Annotated in this window: 18 protein-coding genes; 7 read left to right on the top strand and 11 right to left on the bottom strand. The window is 69.8% G+C overall.

Annotated features, from left to right (window positions below):
* From E0D90_RS14980 to E0D90_RS14965, 4 genes are all read right to left on the bottom strand, one after another.
* The coding region (locus E0D90_RS14980) for a hypothetical protein (protein WP_130798673.1) at positions 1 to 266 on the bottom strand (266 nt) is incomplete at its 3' end.
* Complete coding sequence (locus tag E0D90_RS14975; RefSeq protein WP_130798671.1) at positions 263 to 679, bottom strand: hypothetical protein; 417 nt, start codon at positions 677 to 679, stop codon at positions 263 to 265. The genes E0D90_RS14980 and E0D90_RS14975, both read right to left, overlap by 4 nt.
* A gap of 14 nt (positions 680 to 693) precedes the next feature.
* Positions 694 to 912 (bottom strand): DUF7848 domain-containing protein, encoded by a 219-nt coding sequence (locus tag E0D90_RS14970; RefSeq protein WP_130798669.1) that lies wholly within the window; start codon positions 910 to 912, stop codon positions 694 to 696.
* Positions 909 to 1,091, bottom strand: a complete 183-nt coding sequence (locus E0D90_RS14965) for a hypothetical protein (protein WP_130798668.1) — start codon at positions 1,089 to 1,091, stop codon at positions 909 to 911. Before E0D90_RS14965 ends, E0D90_RS14970 begins: the two co-directional genes overlap by 4 nt.
* 267 nt (positions 1,092 to 1,358) lie before the next feature.
* Here E0D90_RS14965 and E0D90_RS14960 point away from each other — a divergent pair, with 267 nt between their 5' ends.
* The 4 genes from E0D90_RS14960 (at position 1,359) to E0D90_RS14945 (ending at position 4,429) form a co-directional block, all read left to right on the top strand.
* The gene (locus E0D90_RS14960) at positions 1,359 to 2,573 is read left to right on the top strand and encodes a helix-turn-helix transcriptional regulator (protein WP_130798666.1); all 1,215 of its coding nucleotides are present in this window, start codon (positions 1,359 to 1,361) and stop codon (positions 2,571 to 2,573) included.
* A gap of 29 nt (positions 2,574 to 2,602) precedes the next feature.
* Entirely contained in the window at positions 2,603 to 3,091 is a 489-nt protein-coding gene (locus tag E0D90_RS14955; protein WP_307721142.1) for a nuclear transport factor 2 family protein, read from the top strand.
* 59 nt (positions 3,092 to 3,150) lie between these two features.
* The gene (locus tag E0D90_RS14950; protein ID WP_130798662.1) at positions 3,151 to 3,654 is read left to right on the top strand and encodes a GNAT family N-acetyltransferase; all 504 of its coding nucleotides are present in this window, start codon (positions 3,151 to 3,153) and stop codon (positions 3,652 to 3,654) included.
* Between the two features lie 157 nt (positions 3,655 to 3,811).
* Positions 3,812 to 4,429, top strand: a complete 618-nt coding sequence (locus tag E0D90_RS14945) for a hypothetical protein (RefSeq protein ID WP_130798660.1) — start codon at positions 3,812 to 3,814, stop codon at positions 4,427 to 4,429.
* Positions 4,430 to 4,463: 34 nt separating this feature from the next.
* On the opposite strand, the gene E0D90_RS14940 is transcribed toward E0D90_RS14945, so the two are convergent.
* From E0D90_RS14940 to E0D90_RS14915, 6 genes are all read right to left on the bottom strand, one after another.
* The gene (locus E0D90_RS14940; protein ID WP_130798658.1) at positions 4,464 to 5,222 is read right to left on the bottom strand and encodes an iron ABC transporter ATP-binding protein; all 759 of its coding nucleotides are present in this window, start codon (positions 5,220 to 5,222) and stop codon (positions 4,464 to 4,466) included.
* Complete coding sequence (locus tag E0D90_RS14935) at positions 5,219 to 6,256, bottom strand: iron chelate uptake ABC transporter family permease subunit (RefSeq protein ID WP_130798656.1); 1,038 nt, start codon at positions 6,254 to 6,256, stop codon at positions 5,219 to 5,221. Before E0D90_RS14935 ends, E0D90_RS14940 begins: the two co-directional genes overlap by 4 nt.
* Positions 6,243 to 7,214, bottom strand: coding sequence for an ABC transporter permease (locus E0D90_RS14930; RefSeq protein ID WP_174856204.1), 972 nt, complete (start codon positions 7,212 to 7,214; stop codon positions 6,243 to 6,245). Before E0D90_RS14930 ends, E0D90_RS14935 begins: the two co-directional genes overlap by 14 nt.
* Before the next feature lie 147 nt (positions 7,215 to 7,361).
* Complete coding sequence (locus tag E0D90_RS14925) at positions 7,362 to 8,351, bottom strand: ABC transporter substrate-binding protein (RefSeq protein WP_103501281.1); 990 nt, start codon at positions 8,349 to 8,351, stop codon at positions 7,362 to 7,364.
* Positions 8,352 to 8,593: 242 nt separating this feature from the next.
* Entirely contained in the window at positions 8,594 to 10,081 is a 1,488-nt protein-coding gene (locus tag E0D90_RS14920; RefSeq protein ID WP_130798653.1) for an aldehyde dehydrogenase family protein, read from the bottom strand.
* Positions 10,082 to 10,137: 56 nt separating this feature from the next.
* Positions 10,138 to 10,974: a Sco1979 family transcriptional regulator gene (locus E0D90_RS14915; protein ID WP_130798677.1), complete on the bottom strand. Its 837-nt coding sequence runs from the start codon at positions 10,972 to 10,974 to the stop codon at positions 10,138 to 10,140.
* 330 nt (positions 10,975 to 11,304) lie between these two features.
* Here E0D90_RS14915 and E0D90_RS14910 point away from each other — a divergent pair, with 330 nt between their 5' ends.
* Positions 11,305 to 11,784, top strand: coding sequence for an ATP-binding protein (locus E0D90_RS14910; protein WP_130798651.1), 480 nt, complete (start codon positions 11,305 to 11,307; stop codon positions 11,782 to 11,784).
* Positions 11,785 to 12,186: 402 nt separating this feature from the next.
* On the opposite strand, the gene E0D90_RS14905 is transcribed toward E0D90_RS14910, so the two are convergent.
* Positions 12,187 to 12,423, bottom strand: a complete 237-nt coding sequence (locus E0D90_RS14905) for a DUF397 domain-containing protein (protein ID WP_130798649.1) — start codon at positions 12,421 to 12,423, stop codon at positions 12,187 to 12,189.
* Positions 12,424 to 12,764: 341 nt separating this feature from the next.
* On the opposite strand from E0D90_RS14905, the gene E0D90_RS14900 reads away from it, so the two are divergent.
* Both E0D90_RS14900 and E0D90_RS14895 read left to right on the top strand, forming a co-directional pair.
* Entirely contained in the window at positions 12,765 to 13,778 is a 1,014-nt protein-coding gene (locus E0D90_RS14900; protein ID WP_130798647.1) for a DUF3048 domain-containing protein, read from the top strand.
* Positions 13,779 to 13,967: 189 nt separating this feature from the next.
* On the top strand, positions 13,968 to 15,886 hold a 1,919-nt coding region (locus E0D90_RS14895), incomplete at its 3' end, for an ABC transporter ATP-binding protein (RefSeq protein ID WP_130798675.1).

The following is a 15,886-nucleotide window of genomic DNA, read 5'->3' as shown; positions in this document are numbered from 1 at the left end:
GTGATGAGGCGGCGGGTGGCGGGGTGCGGCCTGGGGCGGATGACGTGGACCTTGATCGGGTCTTCGAGTTGGACTCGTACGCGTTCGCCCATCTCGCAGCAGGTGACGCCGCCCCGGTGGGTGACCGTGGTGAGGCGCACGAAGTTGCCGCCCACGCTCAGGAAGTCCCCGGCCCGCAGATCGGACGCGGGCAGGTCGATGGCCTCGGCGCGCAGTCTTGCGATGGCCGCTGCCACAGGTTTGGCAAGGGCGACGGTGCGGGTCATGGCGTCTCCAGGAGGTACAAGCGAATCGGTGCCGGCCGCAGGATCGATCGGGCGGACAGCGAGTAGAGGACCTCCACATCCGCTGAACCGCAGATGCGATCCGGACCCCGGGCGTTGGCGCTGATCGGCTGCCCGTCCGCCAGGGCGGCCCGCTGAACATGCCGGAAGGCGTCATCGGCGGCCCACTCACGGAAGACCGTCGCGACCGGAGTCGTGTACTGGCTCCGTTCCTCGGCCTGGTCGACCTCCGCCTGGTCGACCTCGGCCGCATCGAGCACGTCGGCTAGCCGGCCCGCTTGGTGGTGAAGCCAGTTGAGCGCGTCGTCAGGGGTGTCGGCCCACGTGTTGGCCAGATACCACTCCCCGCCAGCATCCGGCGACCGCGCCACCACCTCGCACAGGAAGCCGTCCACGTACCGTCCGGCGCTCACGAGCGGGGCTCCGCACGGAACGGCGTGGAGCTGAGCTCGCGGAAAGCGGTGTGGTCCAGCTGGTCCTCCCAGTGGAAAACCACCCACATCATGGCCGCGTCACCCGATTCCGCACGCGGCCCCATCTCCTCGCACACCTCACACTGCGCACGGAAGACCAACGGCCCGCGCAGGCATACGAGCTGGAGCCGGGCGAACCGGTAGCCGCCGCTCACCGCTCCTTCAACGCCTTCAGATGCGCGGCGATCGCCAGGCCCAACTCAGCCGATCGAGCGACGATTTCGGCGAGCGGCAAGGCCGGCTCGTCGTCGGTCGCCGGTGCGGGTGCGGGTGCGGGTGCGGGTGCGGGTGCGGGTGCGGGTGGAGTCTCCGTCTCGCCCTCGGCGCCGGTCACCGTTCATGCTCTTTCTGGTGCCGTCGGGTCAGCAGGCCCAACTCACGAATCCAGTACGCGTCGCCTGCCTCCTGGGAGCGAGCGAGGGCTCCAGCGAGCTGCTTGCATGTCTCGCACGTACTCTCGATCACTGCTACCTCTCTGACGCACACGCAACTCCCTGTGCAGGGGCCTCGCTGGGTTCCCAGCGATCACTGCCATGGTTCCGCTGTTGTCGGTCCGGGCATAGCGGCCTACTGTCGGCCAGGTGTCGGCCACACTGGGTGCATGACCAGTGCGATCGGGGCCAACATCCGGCGTCTGCGCGAGGAACGAGGCTGGAGTCAGTCGCGCCTGGCGCGGGAGACTTGCAAAGCCGCTCGGATCAGCGGGGATCCAATCGGCAGGCAAGAGATCAGCAGGTACGAAACGGGGAAGCGCACCCCGCGCGAATGGCTGCCGCATATCGCAGCAGCCCTAGGCGCACGTACCGATGACCTCACACTTGAGGCACAGGAGCTGATCACACCGAAGCCTTCTCTGGCTGATTTCCTCCCGGAAGACGACGCGCTTGCGCGCGTACGCAGTGCCAGGATCAGAAGGATTGGACTGGAAGAAGTCCAGGACATCACGCATCGCGCCCACGGATTAAGGCTGGCGGATGATGTCGTCTCGGGAGGAGACCTGATTCGCCCAGCGCTCCGTGAGCTTCGCTCTGCGATCAGGATGTACCGGGAGGGCGTTTACACGGAAGAGATCGGGAACGCGTTCCTGGCCCAGGTCGGTGAATTGGCACAAATCACCGGATGGATTGCGAGCGACACCGGAAGGCAAGCAGAAGCAGAGAGAATCTATCGCCTTGGCATAAGCGCAGCGAGGCAAGCGGGAGACCGCACCCTTACCGGAAACCTTGCTGGGTCGCTTGCTTACCAGTACAGCAACACGCAACGCGAAGCAGATGGAGTTGCGCTCGCGGCAGCAGCCGTACAGGAGGCTGGAAGCAGCGCTCGCCCCAAAGCACAAGCGCTCTACCTGGACCGACTCGCGTGGGCGTACGCCAAGGTCGGCGATGCGCAGCTTGCAGCACGCGCACTCGGCGACGCCTCCGAAGCACTCACAGCACACGACGCCGAGGACGATGCCCCTGACTACTTGTATTGGATGAACCCTGACGAACTGAAAGTGATGGAGTCGCGCTGCTATACCGAGCTGCGCAGGCCACTTAGGGCAGTTCCGCTGCTCCGAGATGTCCTCTCCACTTACAATGCGACACTCACGCGCGAACTGGTCCTCTATCTGTCATGGCTCGTTGTTGCGCTTGCCGACGCGAACGAGCCGGAGGAGGCCGCACTAACGGCAGAGAGGGCGATTCAACTGTCACGCTGCGTTGCATCAGAGCGCGCTACTGTTCGGATCGACGTAATCCTCAAGCGCCTGGCTCAATATTCAGATGTTCCGGAAGTTGCGAGCCTCCTTGCCAATCAAAGGATTCCGAGGAGGTAGGACTCTCCCGCATAGGCTCTATTCTCGCCATGCTCACTCGCGGCGAGCGGGATCGTACCGTGGAAGGACTGCTCACCGCTTCGAACGCGGACGCATTGAGGAAGAGGGAGTCGATCATGTTGCTCGACGAGATCAGGGATCTGGAGCATCAGGGGTGGAGGTCTCTGTGCAGCAGTACGGGGGCGGACTTCTACGGCAGGGTCATGACGAGCGATGGTCTGATGGTTCTGGCTCACGGCCAGGCGCTCGGCCGTCAGGATGTCGTCGACTCGCTGAACGAGGCTCCCCCGTGGCGGAGCTACGAGATCGCCGATGAGCGGTTGATCCGCTTGGGCGAGGACCAGGTGATCCTGGTGTACACCGGCCGTGCGTACCGGGAGGCGGACGAGCCGGCGTTCGTCGCGCTCATGTCCAGCACGTACACCCGCCAGGAGGGCGTCTGGCGGCTCGCGTTGTACCAGCAGACCCCGGTCCCACGGGAAGCCACCGGCAGCACGCCAGGCGCGGACGACCAGTAGCCGGTAGCCGGTGACCGGCTGGCGAGGGGTTCGCCGGCACGAGCGGGAGAGGGGAACTCATGCCGGCCTTCGGGGCGATGTCCTTCCGGCTGGAGACCGAGCGGCTGACGATGCGGCGCTGGGTGGAGGCGGACGCCGGGACGTTGCGGGCGCTGCACGCGGAGCGGGGTGGGGGGACGCCGCCGGTCGCGGAGGTGCGGGCTCTGATCGCGAAGCAGTTGGCCGCGTCGCCGACGACCGGCATCGCGCTGTTGCCCATCCGGCTCCGTGACGGCGGCGATCTCATCGGCTACTGCGGGCTGATCGTCGGCCGGTCCACGCTGGAGGAGCCGGAGATCGCCTACGAGTTGTTCCGGCACGCCCACGGACGTGGCTACGCCACGGAGGCGGCGCGCGCGGTGGTCGACGCCGCGACCGCCACCGGCCGGACGCGGCTGTGGGCGACGGTGCGGACGTGGAACGCCGCGTCGTTCCGGGTGCTGGAGAAGCTCGGCTTCGCCAGGCACCACGTCACGACGGACGACCGAGGTGAACTGGTCTGGCTCACGCGCGCTCTGCCGTGACGCGGGCGCCTCGCCTCGCAGCGCCGTCACCCGGTCGGGTGTACTCGGCACGGAACGGAGTGACGCGCGTGGCGGCGGGTAGCAGCACCCGTGGCGCCGCCACGGTCTCGGCCGGCTGGTGGCCCGACGGTCCGGAACGACGGCGAGGAGTCCCCCTGTGCCCCGCGAGAATCCCCCTTCCCGGCCGAACTCCCGTCGTCGCTACCGGCCGGGCACGCGTTCCCTGGTGGTGACGCTGCTGGCGGTCGGGCTGACGCTCGGCGCCGCGCCGGTCCTGGTCTCCAGCGCGAGCGCCGAGGACGAGCCGCCGCTGACCGCGTTGCAGCAGGTTTCGGTGAACGAGGTCGCTGCCGATGACGCGGAGCTGACGCGCGTGAACATACTGGTCAGCCGGGGCGGCTCGGGAGAGCTGGACCTCGTGGCGATGGTCGCGGTCGACAACCCGGGCGAGGACCGGGTGGTGGTGGACCCGAACGGCGAGACGTACGACGGCGACCTCGACGACTTCCGCCGCGAGAACAGCCTCTTCTCGCAGGAGGACCAGATCCGGGTGGACTCCGGGTTGTTCAGCCGGAGCGAGCCGGCGGACGAGACGCTGTCGGTCTCCGGAGCGCTTCCACCGGACCGCACCGCCTGGTACGCGGGCGGTGCGGTGGTTCTCGCGGGGGCGCTGGCCTTCGGGATCACGCGCTATCTCAACGGCCGCCGGCTGGCGCGTTCCCTGGAGGAGATGCGCGCGCAGCCGGTGAGCGGCGGTTCCGGGCCGGCGACATGACCGGCGGCGACGTGACCGCCGAGGCGTGCCGCGCTCAGGAGTAGTAGATCGCTATCGGTTTGGCGTCCACCTCGATGACCTTGACCGGGGTGTCGAAGACCTCGGTGAGCACGGTGTCCCGCATGATCTCGCCGATGGTTCCGGTGGTGACCACTTGGCCGTCGCGCAGGGCCATGATGCGGTCTGAGTGGGCGGCGGCGAAGTTGATGTCATGGATGATGATCACGATCGTCTTGCCCAACTGATCAGCGGCGCGGCGTAGTTGGCGCATCATGAGCACGGAGTGCTTCATGTCGAGGTTGTTGAGCGGTTCGTCGAGCAGCACGTACTCGGTGTCCTGGGCGAGGACCATGGCGACGTAGGCGCGCTGGCGTTGCCCGCCGGAGAGCTGGTCGAGGTAGCGGTCGGCCAGGGCGGTGAGGTTGAGGAACTCCATGGAGGCGCGGACGTGTTCCAGGTCCTCCTCGGTGAGCCGTCCCTGCGAGTGCGGGAACCGTCCGAACGCGACCAGTTCGCGCACCCGCAGCCGCGCCGTGAACTGGTTTTCCTGGCGCAGGATCGACAGGTTCCGGGCGAGGTCACGGGACTTGGTGGTGAAGACGTCCCTGCCCTCGATGGTGACGGTGCCGCCGGTCGGGTCCAGCAGCCGGCCCATCATGGTCAACAGGGTGGACTTCCCGGCGCCGTTGGGTCCGACGATCGAGGTGATGCCGCCCTTCTCGATGGCGCCGGTGACCGGGCCGAGCACCGACTGCCCCTGGTACTCCTTGTGCAGGTCGCTGAACTCGATCACAGGGTGCCCTTCCGCAGGAGCAGGACGAGGAAGACGATGCCGCCGGCGAACTCGATGATCACCGTGAGGAATCCGGCGGCGTAGAAGATGTGCTGCAGGACGAACTGGCCCGTGACCAGCGTGAAGAGGCCGAGCAGGAAGGCCATCGGGAGCACGAAGCGGTGTTCGTGGGAGCCGGTCAGCTGGTAGGCGAGGGTGGCCACCACGAAGCCGAAGAAGGTCATGGGTCCGGCGAGCGCGGTGGCGAAGGCGATCAGCACGGCGACGAGGACCAGCATCAGTGTCAGCTCGCGCTTGTGGTTGACGCCGAGGCTGACGGCGGTGTCGCGTCCCAGCAGGATGGTGTCGAGCCGGTAGCGGCGGTGCCAGACGACGGCTCCGACGACGGCGCACACGGCGAACGCCAGCGGCAGGTAGCTGCCGTCGCTGTTGCTCATCCGCCCGAACAGCCGCACCGAGAGCATGTCGTAGTCGGTGGGCGAGAGCAGCCGCTGCAGGAAGGAGGAGACGCTGTCGAAGGCCAGTCCGAGGACCACGCCGACCAGCAACAGCAGATGCAGGTTGGCGAATCGCCCGGCGAACAGCCAGCGGTAGAGGATCGCCGCGAACAGCACCATCATCACCGTCTGCACGATGAGCTTGGGCAGGCCGTCCGTCCTGGCGAGCGCACTGCCCCCGAAGACGAAGACCATCGAGGTCTGCATCAGGACGTAGAGCGAGTCGAAGCCCATGATCGACGGCGTCAGGATGCGGTTGTGGGTGATCGTCTGGAAGATCACGGTCGCCACCGCGTGGGCGAACGCGACGACCACCATGGTGCCCAGCGTGGTCAGCCGCCGGTCGAACGCGAACTGGAAGCTGCCGCGGATGAACAGCAGCAGGTAGCAGGCGGCGGCGACCGCCACCAGCACCGCCAGCAGCCCGATCCGGGCGGCCGGGCTCAGCCGGGGCAGGGACGGCAGCCGTCGCGCGGCAGCGGCCGTCGGGCCGCTCGGGGTGTTCGGGGTGTTCGGTGCGGGTTCAGAACGCGGCATGGCGACGCTGCCTCAGGACGAGTGCGATGAAGACGGCGGCGCCGATCGCGCCGAGCACGACCGACACGGGTATCTCCATGGGGGCGACCACCGTGCGGCCGATGAGGTCGCACAGCAGGATGAGGGCGGCGCCCAGCGCCGCCACCCAGGGGAGGTTGCCGCGGACGTTGTCGCCGCGCACCAGGGAGACGATGTTGGGCACGACCAGGCCGAGGAACGGCAGGAACCCGACGACCACCGAGGTGACGCCGGTGGCGACGGCGACCAGCAACGTGGCGACGAAGATGACCCGTTCGTAGTTGATGCCGACGCTGCGCGCCACGTCGCGGCCGAGCCCTGCGACGGTCAGCCGGTCGGCGAGGAAGAAGACGGCGACGGTGATGGCGCCGACCACCCACAGCGGTTCGTAGTGGCCGCGGACGATGCCGCTGAACCCGCCGGAGCGCCAGGCCGACATCGACTGGAGCAGGTTGAACGAGGCCGCCAGGTAGACGGTGACGGCCGAGACGACCGCGCCGAGCATGATGCCGATCAGCGGCACGATGAGCGAGGACTTGAGCGCCACCCGGCGCAGTACCCACAGGAAGACCAGGGAGCCGGTCATCGCGAAGACACTCGCGACCACCATCTTGGTCAGCGGCGGGGTGTTGGGCGCGATGATCAGGGTGACGAGGATGCCCAGTCCGGCCCACTGGGCGGTGCCGGTCGTGGTCGGTTCGACGAACCGGTTCTGGGTGATCATCTGCATGATGAGGCCGGAGACGCTCATGGCGACGCCGGCCAGGATCAGCGCCAGGGTGCGCGGGACGCGGGAGATGAAGAACATCTCGCGGGCGGCGGGGTCGCTGAAGAGGTTGCCGATGGTGATGTCGTAGCCGCCGACGAGCAGCGAGGCCGTGGTCAGCGCGAGCAGCGCGCCGACGGCCCCGGTCCGCAGCGCCAGCCGTCCGGTCTTCACGACCGTCTCCTTTCGTCGCCGCCCCGCGTCCGCCCGCCGTCGCCGGAGGTGTGCGGCGGGCGGACCGAGCACACCGGGAGGGCCGGGAGACGACAGCTCCCGGCCCTCGGCGGTGCGCGCGCTTGAGGTGCGTGGCCCTGCGGCCGGTCAGCCGGCGGCGTTGAAGGCTTCGCCGATGAGCTGGTAGACCTCGGTGTAGGCGTGGATGCCCTCGGTCACGTAGAAGGGGGTGGGCAGGATGATGATCTGGTCCTGCTCGAAGAAGGTCGTGTCCGCCCAAGCCTCCTGGCTGTCGATGATCTGCCGCGCGGGGCTGGCGCCCTCGGTGCTGGTGGCGGCGTCGTAGTCGAAGGCGATCAGCCAGTCCGGGTCGAACTGGGCGACGGTCTCCGGGGCGAGGCCGGAGTCGTTGTGGTGGGCGCCGCTGTCGGGGTCCTCGTCGGCGAAGACGTCCACCAGGTCGAGCGGGGCGATGATGCGGCCGATGCGGCCGGCGCCGTTGTCGATCTTGCCGCCGCCGGCGGAGCCGAGGAAGACGGTCTCGCCGGAGGTGGCTTCGGCCGCGGCCTCGGTGGCGCTCTCCAGCTCGTCGATGAGGGCCTGGGCCTCGTCCTGCTTGTTGAAGATCTCGCCGAGGGTGCGGGTCTGCTCCTTGAGTCCTTCGACCCAGGCGTCCTCGCTCTCCTGGCCCGGCGTGATCTCGATCGTGGTGGCGATCTTGTTGAGGTCGTCGGTGTACTCGGAGAAGCGGTAGCCGCCGATGATGAGGTCGGGGTCGGCCTCGCTGACCTCTTCGAGCTGGGGCTCGTGGTGCATCCCGGCGTCGAAGACCGAGTCGTCCTCGAACCAGTCCTGGACCTCGGGGATGTTGCGGATCAGCGGCTTGGGCACGGCCACCGGCTCGACGCCGAACGCCTTGAGCGTCTGCATGGAGGTGTTGTCGAGGGCGACGACCCGCTCGGGCTCGACGGGGACCTCGACGGGGCCGTTGGCGGTCTCGACGGTGATGGTGCCGGCGTCGGTCGTGGTGTCGCCACCCGCGTCGTCGCCGGAGCCCGAGTCGTCGCTGCCGCAACCGGCGAGCACCAGTGCGGCGGCCAGCGCGCCGGCCGTCACAGCGACCTTGGACCTACCCATCAGCAAACGAGACATAACCAACCAATCCAGGACAAGAAGCGGCGCCAGGCGGCGCGAAGTTAGGTTAGGCTAACCATACTTTCTGGTCAACTTCTTCAACGTTCATTCACTTCCGCATCGCCTCGCGACACAGCGCCCGGACACGACAACGGCCACCAACTCTGCTGTGAAAAGCGTGAGTTGGCGGCCGGGAAGCCACGGGGCGGCACCTCCGCGAAGCGCGGGGCGGTCCGTGAGCGCGCTCAGAACGGGAAGCTGGCCTGCCCGTGGCGGACCGAGATCCACTTGCTGGAGGTGAAGGCGTCGACCATCGCCTCGCCGTTCAGCCGCGCGAGGCCGGAGCGCTTCTCACCGCCGAAGGGCACCAGCGGCTCGTCCGCGACCGTGGCGTCGTTGACGTGCACCACACCGGAGTTGATCCGCTGGGCGACACGCAGCCCGCGCTGGACGTCGGCGGTGTGCACGGCGCCGCTCAGCCCGTGGCGCGTCTCGTTGGCGACGCGCACGGCCTCGTCGTCGCCGTCCACGGGGATCAGCAGCAGCACCGGACCGAAGATCTCCTGGCGGGATATCCGGGCCCCCGGGGGGACATCGGTCAGCACGGTCGGCGGCACCAGGTTGCCACGGGCCCGGCCGCCGCCGTCGACCTCCCCGCCGGCCAGCACCCGCGCCCCTTCCGCCACGGCCTGCCGCACGTCCTCGGCCAGCCGCTCCGCGGCCCGCGAGCTCATCAGCGGCCCCACCTCGGTCAGCGGATCGGCCGGGTCCCCGACGCGCAACGCGGCCACCCGGGCCAGGAGCCCCTCGGTGAACGGCTCCAGGACGGCGCGGTCCACCAGCACCCGGCTGGCACTGGTGGAGACCTGGCCCTGGTCCAGGAAGCGGCTGAACACGGCGGCGTCCACGGCGTATCCGAGATCCGCGTCGTCCAGCACCAGCAGCGCACTGGTGCCCCCGGTCTCCAGAATGGCGCGCTTGAGCCGGCCACCCGCCACCGCGGCGACATGCCGGCCGGTGGACTCGGCGCCGGTGAAACAGATGACGCTCGGCACCGGGTGCTCTATCAACGCGTCGCCGACCTCCGCCACATCGGTGATCAGCACGCTCAGCAGGCCGGGCGGCAGCCCGGCCTCCTCCAGCAGCCGCGCGATCAGCACCCCGCCGCACACCGGCGTCAGCTGGTGGGGCTTGAGCACCACGGCGTTGCCCAGCGCCAGTGCCGACGCGAGCGGCTTCAGTGCCAGCAGCAGGGGAAAGTTGAACGGCGCGATGACCAGGACCGTCCCCACCGGTACGCGGGTGACGTAGTTCTCCTTGCCCTCGACCGGCGAGGCGATGATCCGGCCCTCCGAGCGCAACGGCAGCTGGGCGGCCTCACGCAGGAACTCCTGGCAGAGGGTGAGTTCGTGGAGCACCCGGGCGCGCGTGCCGCCGAGTTCCGTGACCATGGCGGCGGCGATGTCGCTCTGCCGCTCGGCGATGAGGTCGGCGGTGCGCTCCAGGACCCGGCAGCGCTCGTAGGGGCTGCTGACGGCCCAGGCGCGCTGCGCCTGCTCGGCGGCGCGGTAGGCGAGGTCGACCTCGGTGGCGGTGGCGACGGGGACGGAGGCGAGCTTCTCGCCGGTCGCGGGGTTGAAGTCGACGACGTCCCAGTCCCCGGTACCCGTGCGCCACTCGCCCGCGATGAACTGCTGGGTGAACGGCTCGAACCATCCCGGGAACGGCGCCATGCTGACCCCTGCCTGTAACGGCCACGCAGATGACACTCTGTCATCTGATGCCGATACTAAAGCTGTTGGGCCACAGAACGCAGTAGATCGCGCGTCGCCTCCGGCTCCAGCGCGGCATTGCTCAGCCCGCCGAACGCCTTCTGGTAGGCGCGGGTGTCCTCGGGTTTGTCGAGGTAGAGGGCGCTGGTGAGCTCCTCGACGTACGCGACGTCGGAGATCTCCTCCTCCGCGAAGCCCAGCAGGACGAACGCCCCGGCCACCCCGGCATGCCCACCATGGGCGAAGGGCACCACACCGAGAGTGACGTTGTCGCGCTCGGAGAGCTGCACCAGCAGTTGGAGCTGTCCGCGCATGACCTCGGCGCCGCCGTAGGCGCGGCGCAGCGCGGCCTCGTCCAGCACGCAGTGCAGCCGCGGCGCGTTCTCCGAGAGCAGGAGCTTCTGCCGGCCCATGCGCAGGCTCACCCGGCGGTCGACCTCGGCTCGGGTCAGCTCGGGGAAGTTGCTGGTGACGACGGCGTGGGCGTACTCCTCGGACTGCAACAGGCCCGGTACGAACTGCACTTCGTAGGTGCGGATCTCGGCGGCCGCCTCCTCCAGCCCGACGAAGGTGGGGAACCAGCCGGGCAGGACGTCGTGGTAGCTGTGCCACCAGCCGGCCAGGCCGGAGGTGCGGGCCATGGAGAGCAGCGGCTCCCGCTCGGCCTCGTCGGTGACTCCGTAGAGGGTGAGGAGGTCGGCGACATCGCGCGGCTTGAAGCTGACCCGCCCCAGCTCCATGCGGCTGATCTTCGATTCGGAGGCGCGGATGGAGTACCCGGCGGCCTCACGGGTGACACCCCGGGACTCGCGCAGCCGGCGGAGCTGGGAGCCCAGCAGGATGCGCCGGACCATCGGGCCACCCGCCTCGGCACCACTCGGCGGTTCACCCGAAGCCGACGACGGCTGCGTACTCATGTGCTCAGGTCCTTCCACGTTCCGACATGGCGAAGTGTGCCATCTTCGGGCTTCGTTGTGTGCTTGCTTGGTTACACTGCATCGATTTTTGTCCGTGCACGTGCATCTGCCCTTGCATTTGCGCGGGACGTTGGGAAGCATGAGTGATACGCGCCGCATCACGGTGCGTCCGCTTGACCTTGCCGGATCTACGGGGGCCGACCGGGGTTTCGCGCCTCGGTGGCAGTTCGGTAGATATCGCCACGTGACCGCCAGGAGTGCCGCGCCATGGGTACCGACGGAGTGTCCGTTCTCGCACAGTTAGAGCGGCGCGCCCCGCTCACCGATCCCGGATCCCTCGCCGGTGCCGCCTCGCTCAGACTGCCGGCCCGCCTCGAATCGGTGCGCTCCGCGCGGGACTTCACCCGCGACATCCTCAACACCTGGCGGTTGGCGGCGCAGTTCGACGCGGTCGGCCTGGTCGTCTCGGAACTGGTGACCAACGCGCTGCGGCACGGCTCGGACGGGTGTCCCCCGATACCCGGCGTGTCACCGGTGGAGCTCGAACTCCTCCGTGGCAGACGCCGACTGGTGTGCGCCGTGCACGACCAGAGCACGGCCGAGCCGCACGTCAACGACGCCGACATCTCGGACGAGGGCGGGCGCGGACTGCGGCTGGTGGAGTGCTTCAGCGACGGGTGGGGCTGGCGCGAGCGCGGCAACGGCCTGCGCGGCAAGGTCGTCTGGGCGAGCTTCCGCCTCGACTGAGGCCGCCGCCGGACCTCACGAGGAGCCGACCGAAAACCGACCCCGGCGGCGCGGGCCTCCGCGCGCGGCGCGATGCGTAGCCGCGCTACGACCGGACGAGCACGCCGGCGGCGGCTCACATACGCACATCGGCCGGACAACGGCCGTATTTCGAAACTGAGTTCGCAAGCACGCCGGGCACCGCGCCCGGCGCCGGGCTCAGCGACCCGTCCACCGTGACAGACAGCCGGACAGGTGGCATGACAGGGCGTGACGGGCGGCGTGACGGCCGGCGTGACGGCCGGGAAACCCGCGCGCGGACATGGCCGCTCGGACCCGGTCGCGCGCCGCGTACGGCGCACCGCGTGATCCGCGCCACAACTCGGCACGGTCGCGCACACCGTAGGGTGGGCCCTCCGCCGTTCAGGCGAGCAGGTGGTCGAACTCGCCGTCCTTGGCCCCGAGCAGCATGGCCTCGATCTCGGCCCGGGTGTACACCAGCTGCGGCCCGTCGGGGAAGCGGGAGTTTCGCATCGCGATCTCCCCGCCCGGCAGCCGGGCGAACTCGGCGCAGTTGCCCTGGCCGTTGCTGTAACTGCTCTTGATCCAGGCGGCATCGCGCAACTGGTGCGTGATGGTGGTGTCGTACGTCTCGGCCACGGGTCACTCCCCTGGTCGGGCAAAGAGAATGTGCGGTCCCCGGCCTTCCGGGGGCTCAACTGTTCGGGATCATAACTCCGTTCAGGTGCAGATGCACGAGCGGATGCACGTGCACGACGGGGGGTCGTCGCGCCATCACAGGGGGTGCGAAACGGGGCAAGCCCCTCCACTACGGCCTGGCCCGCGCCTGGCCCGCACCTGACCCCCGCCCCGCCGCCCGAGCGCGCCGCATGCTCCGACGCGCCCCCGGTGCCGCCGTCCGGCGCGCCTCGGCCCCGTCGCGGGAACCGCCCCCGTGAATATCCTGGAACATGGACGAACGGGACCAAGGACGTACCGCCATGCGCACACCGAACGCCCGCAGCCGTCCCACGCCGCGCGGATCGGCCCCGGACACCGGGGACGGCGCGGGTAGGGGGACCACCCGATCTCTGTCACGCGCCCGCGCCGCCGCGGTGGTGCTGGCCGGTGGCCTGCTCGCGCTCAGCTGCACCGGCGGGGACGGAACGGAGGACGGCCGCTCGCCCTTCACCGGCGAGAGCGCCGAGGCCGGGCCGGTGCTCGCCGTCAAGATCGACAACGCCCCGCAGGCCCGCCCGCACACCGGGCTGGGGGACGCCGACATCGTCTACGCCTCCCAGGTCGAGGGCGGCCTGAGCCGGCTGATGGCCGTCTACTCCGGCACCCTGCCGGAGAACGCGGGCCCGGTGCGCAGCGCCCGGGAGTCGGATCTGCAGCTGCTGCGGACGTTCGGCGACCCGGCACTGGCCTTCTCGGGAGCCCGCTCGGGCGTGCTGCCGCTGATCGAGGAGTCACCCGTTCAGCCGGTCACACCGCTGGACTCGGTGGACGCCTACTTCCGTGCCGACGACCGCTCCGCGCCGCACAACCTCTTCGTCCGGCCGGAGGCGGCGCTGGCCGCCGCCCCGGAGGCGTCGGACGCGGAGGACATCGGGTTCCGCTTCGGCGACGCGCCGGCGGGCGGGCGGGAGACCGGCTCCGAGACCGTCGGCTTCCCGAGCGCCAGCTTCACCTTCACCTGGTCGCAGGAGCGGGAGGAGTGGCTGATCGCGATGGACGGCGACCCCGCGGCCGACTCCGGTGGCGGACAGCTCGGCGCCGCCACGGTGGTGGTGCAGCGGGTGAACATCACCGACTCGCAGTTCGAGGGCACCCCGTTCACCGAGACCGTCGGCTCCGGCGACGCGACCGTGCTGCGGGACGGCCGCGCGTACGACGTCGAGTGGTCCCGCGACGGCGAGGACGACGGCACGGAGTTCACCGACGGCGACGGGGAGCGGGTCAACTTCGCGACCGGGCCGGTGTGGGTGGTCCTCGCGCCGACGTCGTCCTGACTCTCCCCCGCCCGGCGGCGCTCTCACCGCCCCGGGCGGGGCCGTCTTTCCGGGTGGGCGCGGCGCTCGACCGGCTGGCCGGGCAATTGACTTCAAGTGAACTTCAAGTCATACCGTCCGGGTGACCGGCCGCGCCGCGCGCCGGATCGACGACGACGCCGAGCCGACCCGGGAGCGCCCGTGAGCAGCATGGAGATGATCGCGTGGAACGCGATCTACAACGACCGTCATGCCAAGGACGACAGACGGCCCTTCACCCGCGAGACCCTCCGCCGCATCGCCGGCTTCGCACAGCCGCACCGCAGGTCACTGGTGCTGTTCCTGGTGCTCAGCGTCGTCACGGCGGCGCTGGCGGTCGCCACGCCGGTCCTCGCCGGGCGCGTCGTCGACGCGATCACCGGCGACGGCACCACCGGCACCGTCGTCCGGCTGGCCGTGCTGATCGCCGCCATCGCGGTCACCGAGGCGGGCGTCGGCCTGTTCTCCCGCTGGCTCTCCGCTCGGATCGGTGAGGGGCTGATCCTGGACCTGCGGCGCGCCGTCTTCGACCATGTGCAGCGGATGCCCGTCGCGTTCTTCACCCGCACCCGCACCGGTGCCCTGGTCTCCCGGCTGAACAGCGACGTCATCGGCGCGCAGCGCGCCTTCAGCGACACCCTGTCCGGGGTGCTCAGCAACGCCGTGATGCTGGTGCTGGCGCTCGTGGTGATGCTGACGCTCTCCTGGCAGATCACCCTGCTGGCCCTGGTGCTGCTGCCGATCTTCGTGCTCCCGGCCCGGCGGATGGGCGTCCGGCTGGCCCGGCTGTCCCGGGAGGCGGCCAACCACAACGCGGTGATGACCACCCAGATGACCGAACGGTTCTCCGCGCCCGGCGCCACCCTGGTCAAGCTGTACGGACGCCCGGCCGAGGAGTCCGCCGAGTTCGCCGAGCGGGCCCGCCGCGTCCGCGACATCGGGGTGCGCACCGCGATGCTCCAGATGCTGTTCTTCACCGCGCTCACCCTGGTCTCGGCGCTCGCGCTGGCGCTGGTCTACGGACTCGGCGGCTTCTACGCGCTCCAGGGCTCGCTGGAGACCGGGGCGGTCGTCGCCCTCGCCATGCTGCTGACCCGGCTCTACGCACCGCTGACCGCCCTGGCCAGCGCCCGCGTGGAGGTGATGACCGCCCTGGTCAGCTTCCAGCGGGTCTTCGAGGTGCTGGACCTCAAGCCGCTGGTCGCCGAGGCCGAGGACGCCCGCGAGGCCCCGGCGGGGCCGGTCTCCGTGGAGTTCGACCACGTCGACTTCGCCTACCCGTCCGCCGACAAGGTCTCGCTCGCCTCGCTGGAGGAGGTCGCCACCCTCGACAACCGCGGCGGGGAACGGGTCCTGCACGGTGTCTCCTTCCGCGCCGAACCCGGCAGGCTGGTCGCTCTGGTGGGCTCCTCCGGTGCCGGCAAATCCACGATCGCGCAGCTGGCGCCGAGGCTCTACGACCCGGACCACGGCACCGTACGCGTGGGCGGCGCCGACGTGCGGGAGCTGAGCGCCGCGTCACTGCGGGCCACCGTCGGCATGGTCACCCAGGACGGCCACCTCTTCCACGACACCATCCGGGCCAACCTGCTGCTCCCGACGCCGGAGGCGACCGAGGCCGAGGTGTGGGACGCCCTGGACCGGGCGCGGCTCCGGGACCTGATCGAATCGCTGCCCGACGGCCTCGACACCGTGGTCGGCGAGCGCGGCTACCGTCTCTCCGGCGGCGAGCGGCAGCGGCTGACCATCGCCCGGCTGCTGCTGGCCCAGCCCCGGGTGGTGATCCTCGACGAGGCCACCGCCCATCTGGACGCCACCTCCGAGGCGGCGGTACAGGAGGCGCTGACCGAGGCGCTGCGCGGCCGCACGTCGGTGGTGATCGCCCATCGGCTGTCCACGATCCGCGCCGCCGACGAGATCCTGGTACTGGAGCGCGGCCGCATCGTCGAGCGCGGCACCCACGAGGAGCTGCTGGCGCTCGGCGGCCGCTACCGCGAGCTGTACCGCACCCAGTTCGCCGACCCGCACACCGACCGGCACAGCGGCGGCGGGGACGCGGACGTGGCGGAGAACGGGGGCCGGGACGGGGA

The sequence above is a fragment of the Streptomyces otsuchiensis genome (assembly GCF_004305975.1).
GTDB classification, from domain to species: domain Bacteria; phylum Actinomycetota; class Actinomycetes; order Streptomycetales; family Streptomycetaceae; genus Streptomyces; species Streptomyces otsuchiensis.
The sequence above is the reverse complement of the archived record's forward strand: the minus strand, read 5'-3'. Positions and strand labels throughout refer to the sequence as shown.

What these genes read in the sequence shown, in the direction of transcription:
- E0D90_RS14960 (WP_130798666.1), top strand. Translation starts at nt 1,359, where the DNA reads ATGACCAGTGCGATCGGGGCCAACATCCGGCGTCTGCGCGAGGAACGA.
- E0D90_RS14955 (WP_307721142.1), top strand. Translation starts at nt 2,603, where the DNA reads ATGCTCACTCGCGGCGAGCGGGATCGTACCGTGGAAGGACTGCTCACC.
- E0D90_RS14950 (WP_130798662.1), top strand. Translation starts at nt 3,151, where the DNA reads ATGCCGGCCTTCGGGGCGATGTCCTTCCGGCTGGAGACCGAGCGGCTG.
- E0D90_RS14935 (WP_130798656.1), bottom strand. Translation starts at nt 6,256, where the DNA reads ATGCCGCGTTCTGAACCCGCACCGAACACCCCGAACACCCCGAGCGGC.
- E0D90_RS14925 (WP_103501281.1), bottom strand. Translation starts at nt 8,351, where the DNA reads ATGGGTAGGTCCAAGGTCGCTGTGACGGCCGGCGCGCTGGCCGCCGCA.
- E0D90_RS14920 (WP_130798653.1), bottom strand. Translation starts at nt 10,081, where the DNA reads ATGGCGCCGTTCCCGGGATGGTTCGAGCCGTTCACCCAGCAGTTCATC.
- E0D90_RS14915 (WP_130798677.1), bottom strand. Translation starts at nt 10,974, where the DNA reads ATGGTCCGGCGCATCCTGCTGGGCTCCCAGCTCCGCCGGCTGCGCGAG.
- E0D90_RS14910 (WP_130798651.1), top strand. Translation starts at nt 11,305, where the DNA reads ATGGGTACCGACGGAGTGTCCGTTCTCGCACAGTTAGAGCGGCGCGCC.
- E0D90_RS14900 (WP_130798647.1), top strand. Translation starts at nt 12,765, where the DNA reads ATGCGCACACCGAACGCCCGCAGCCGTCCCACGCCGCGCGGATCGGCC.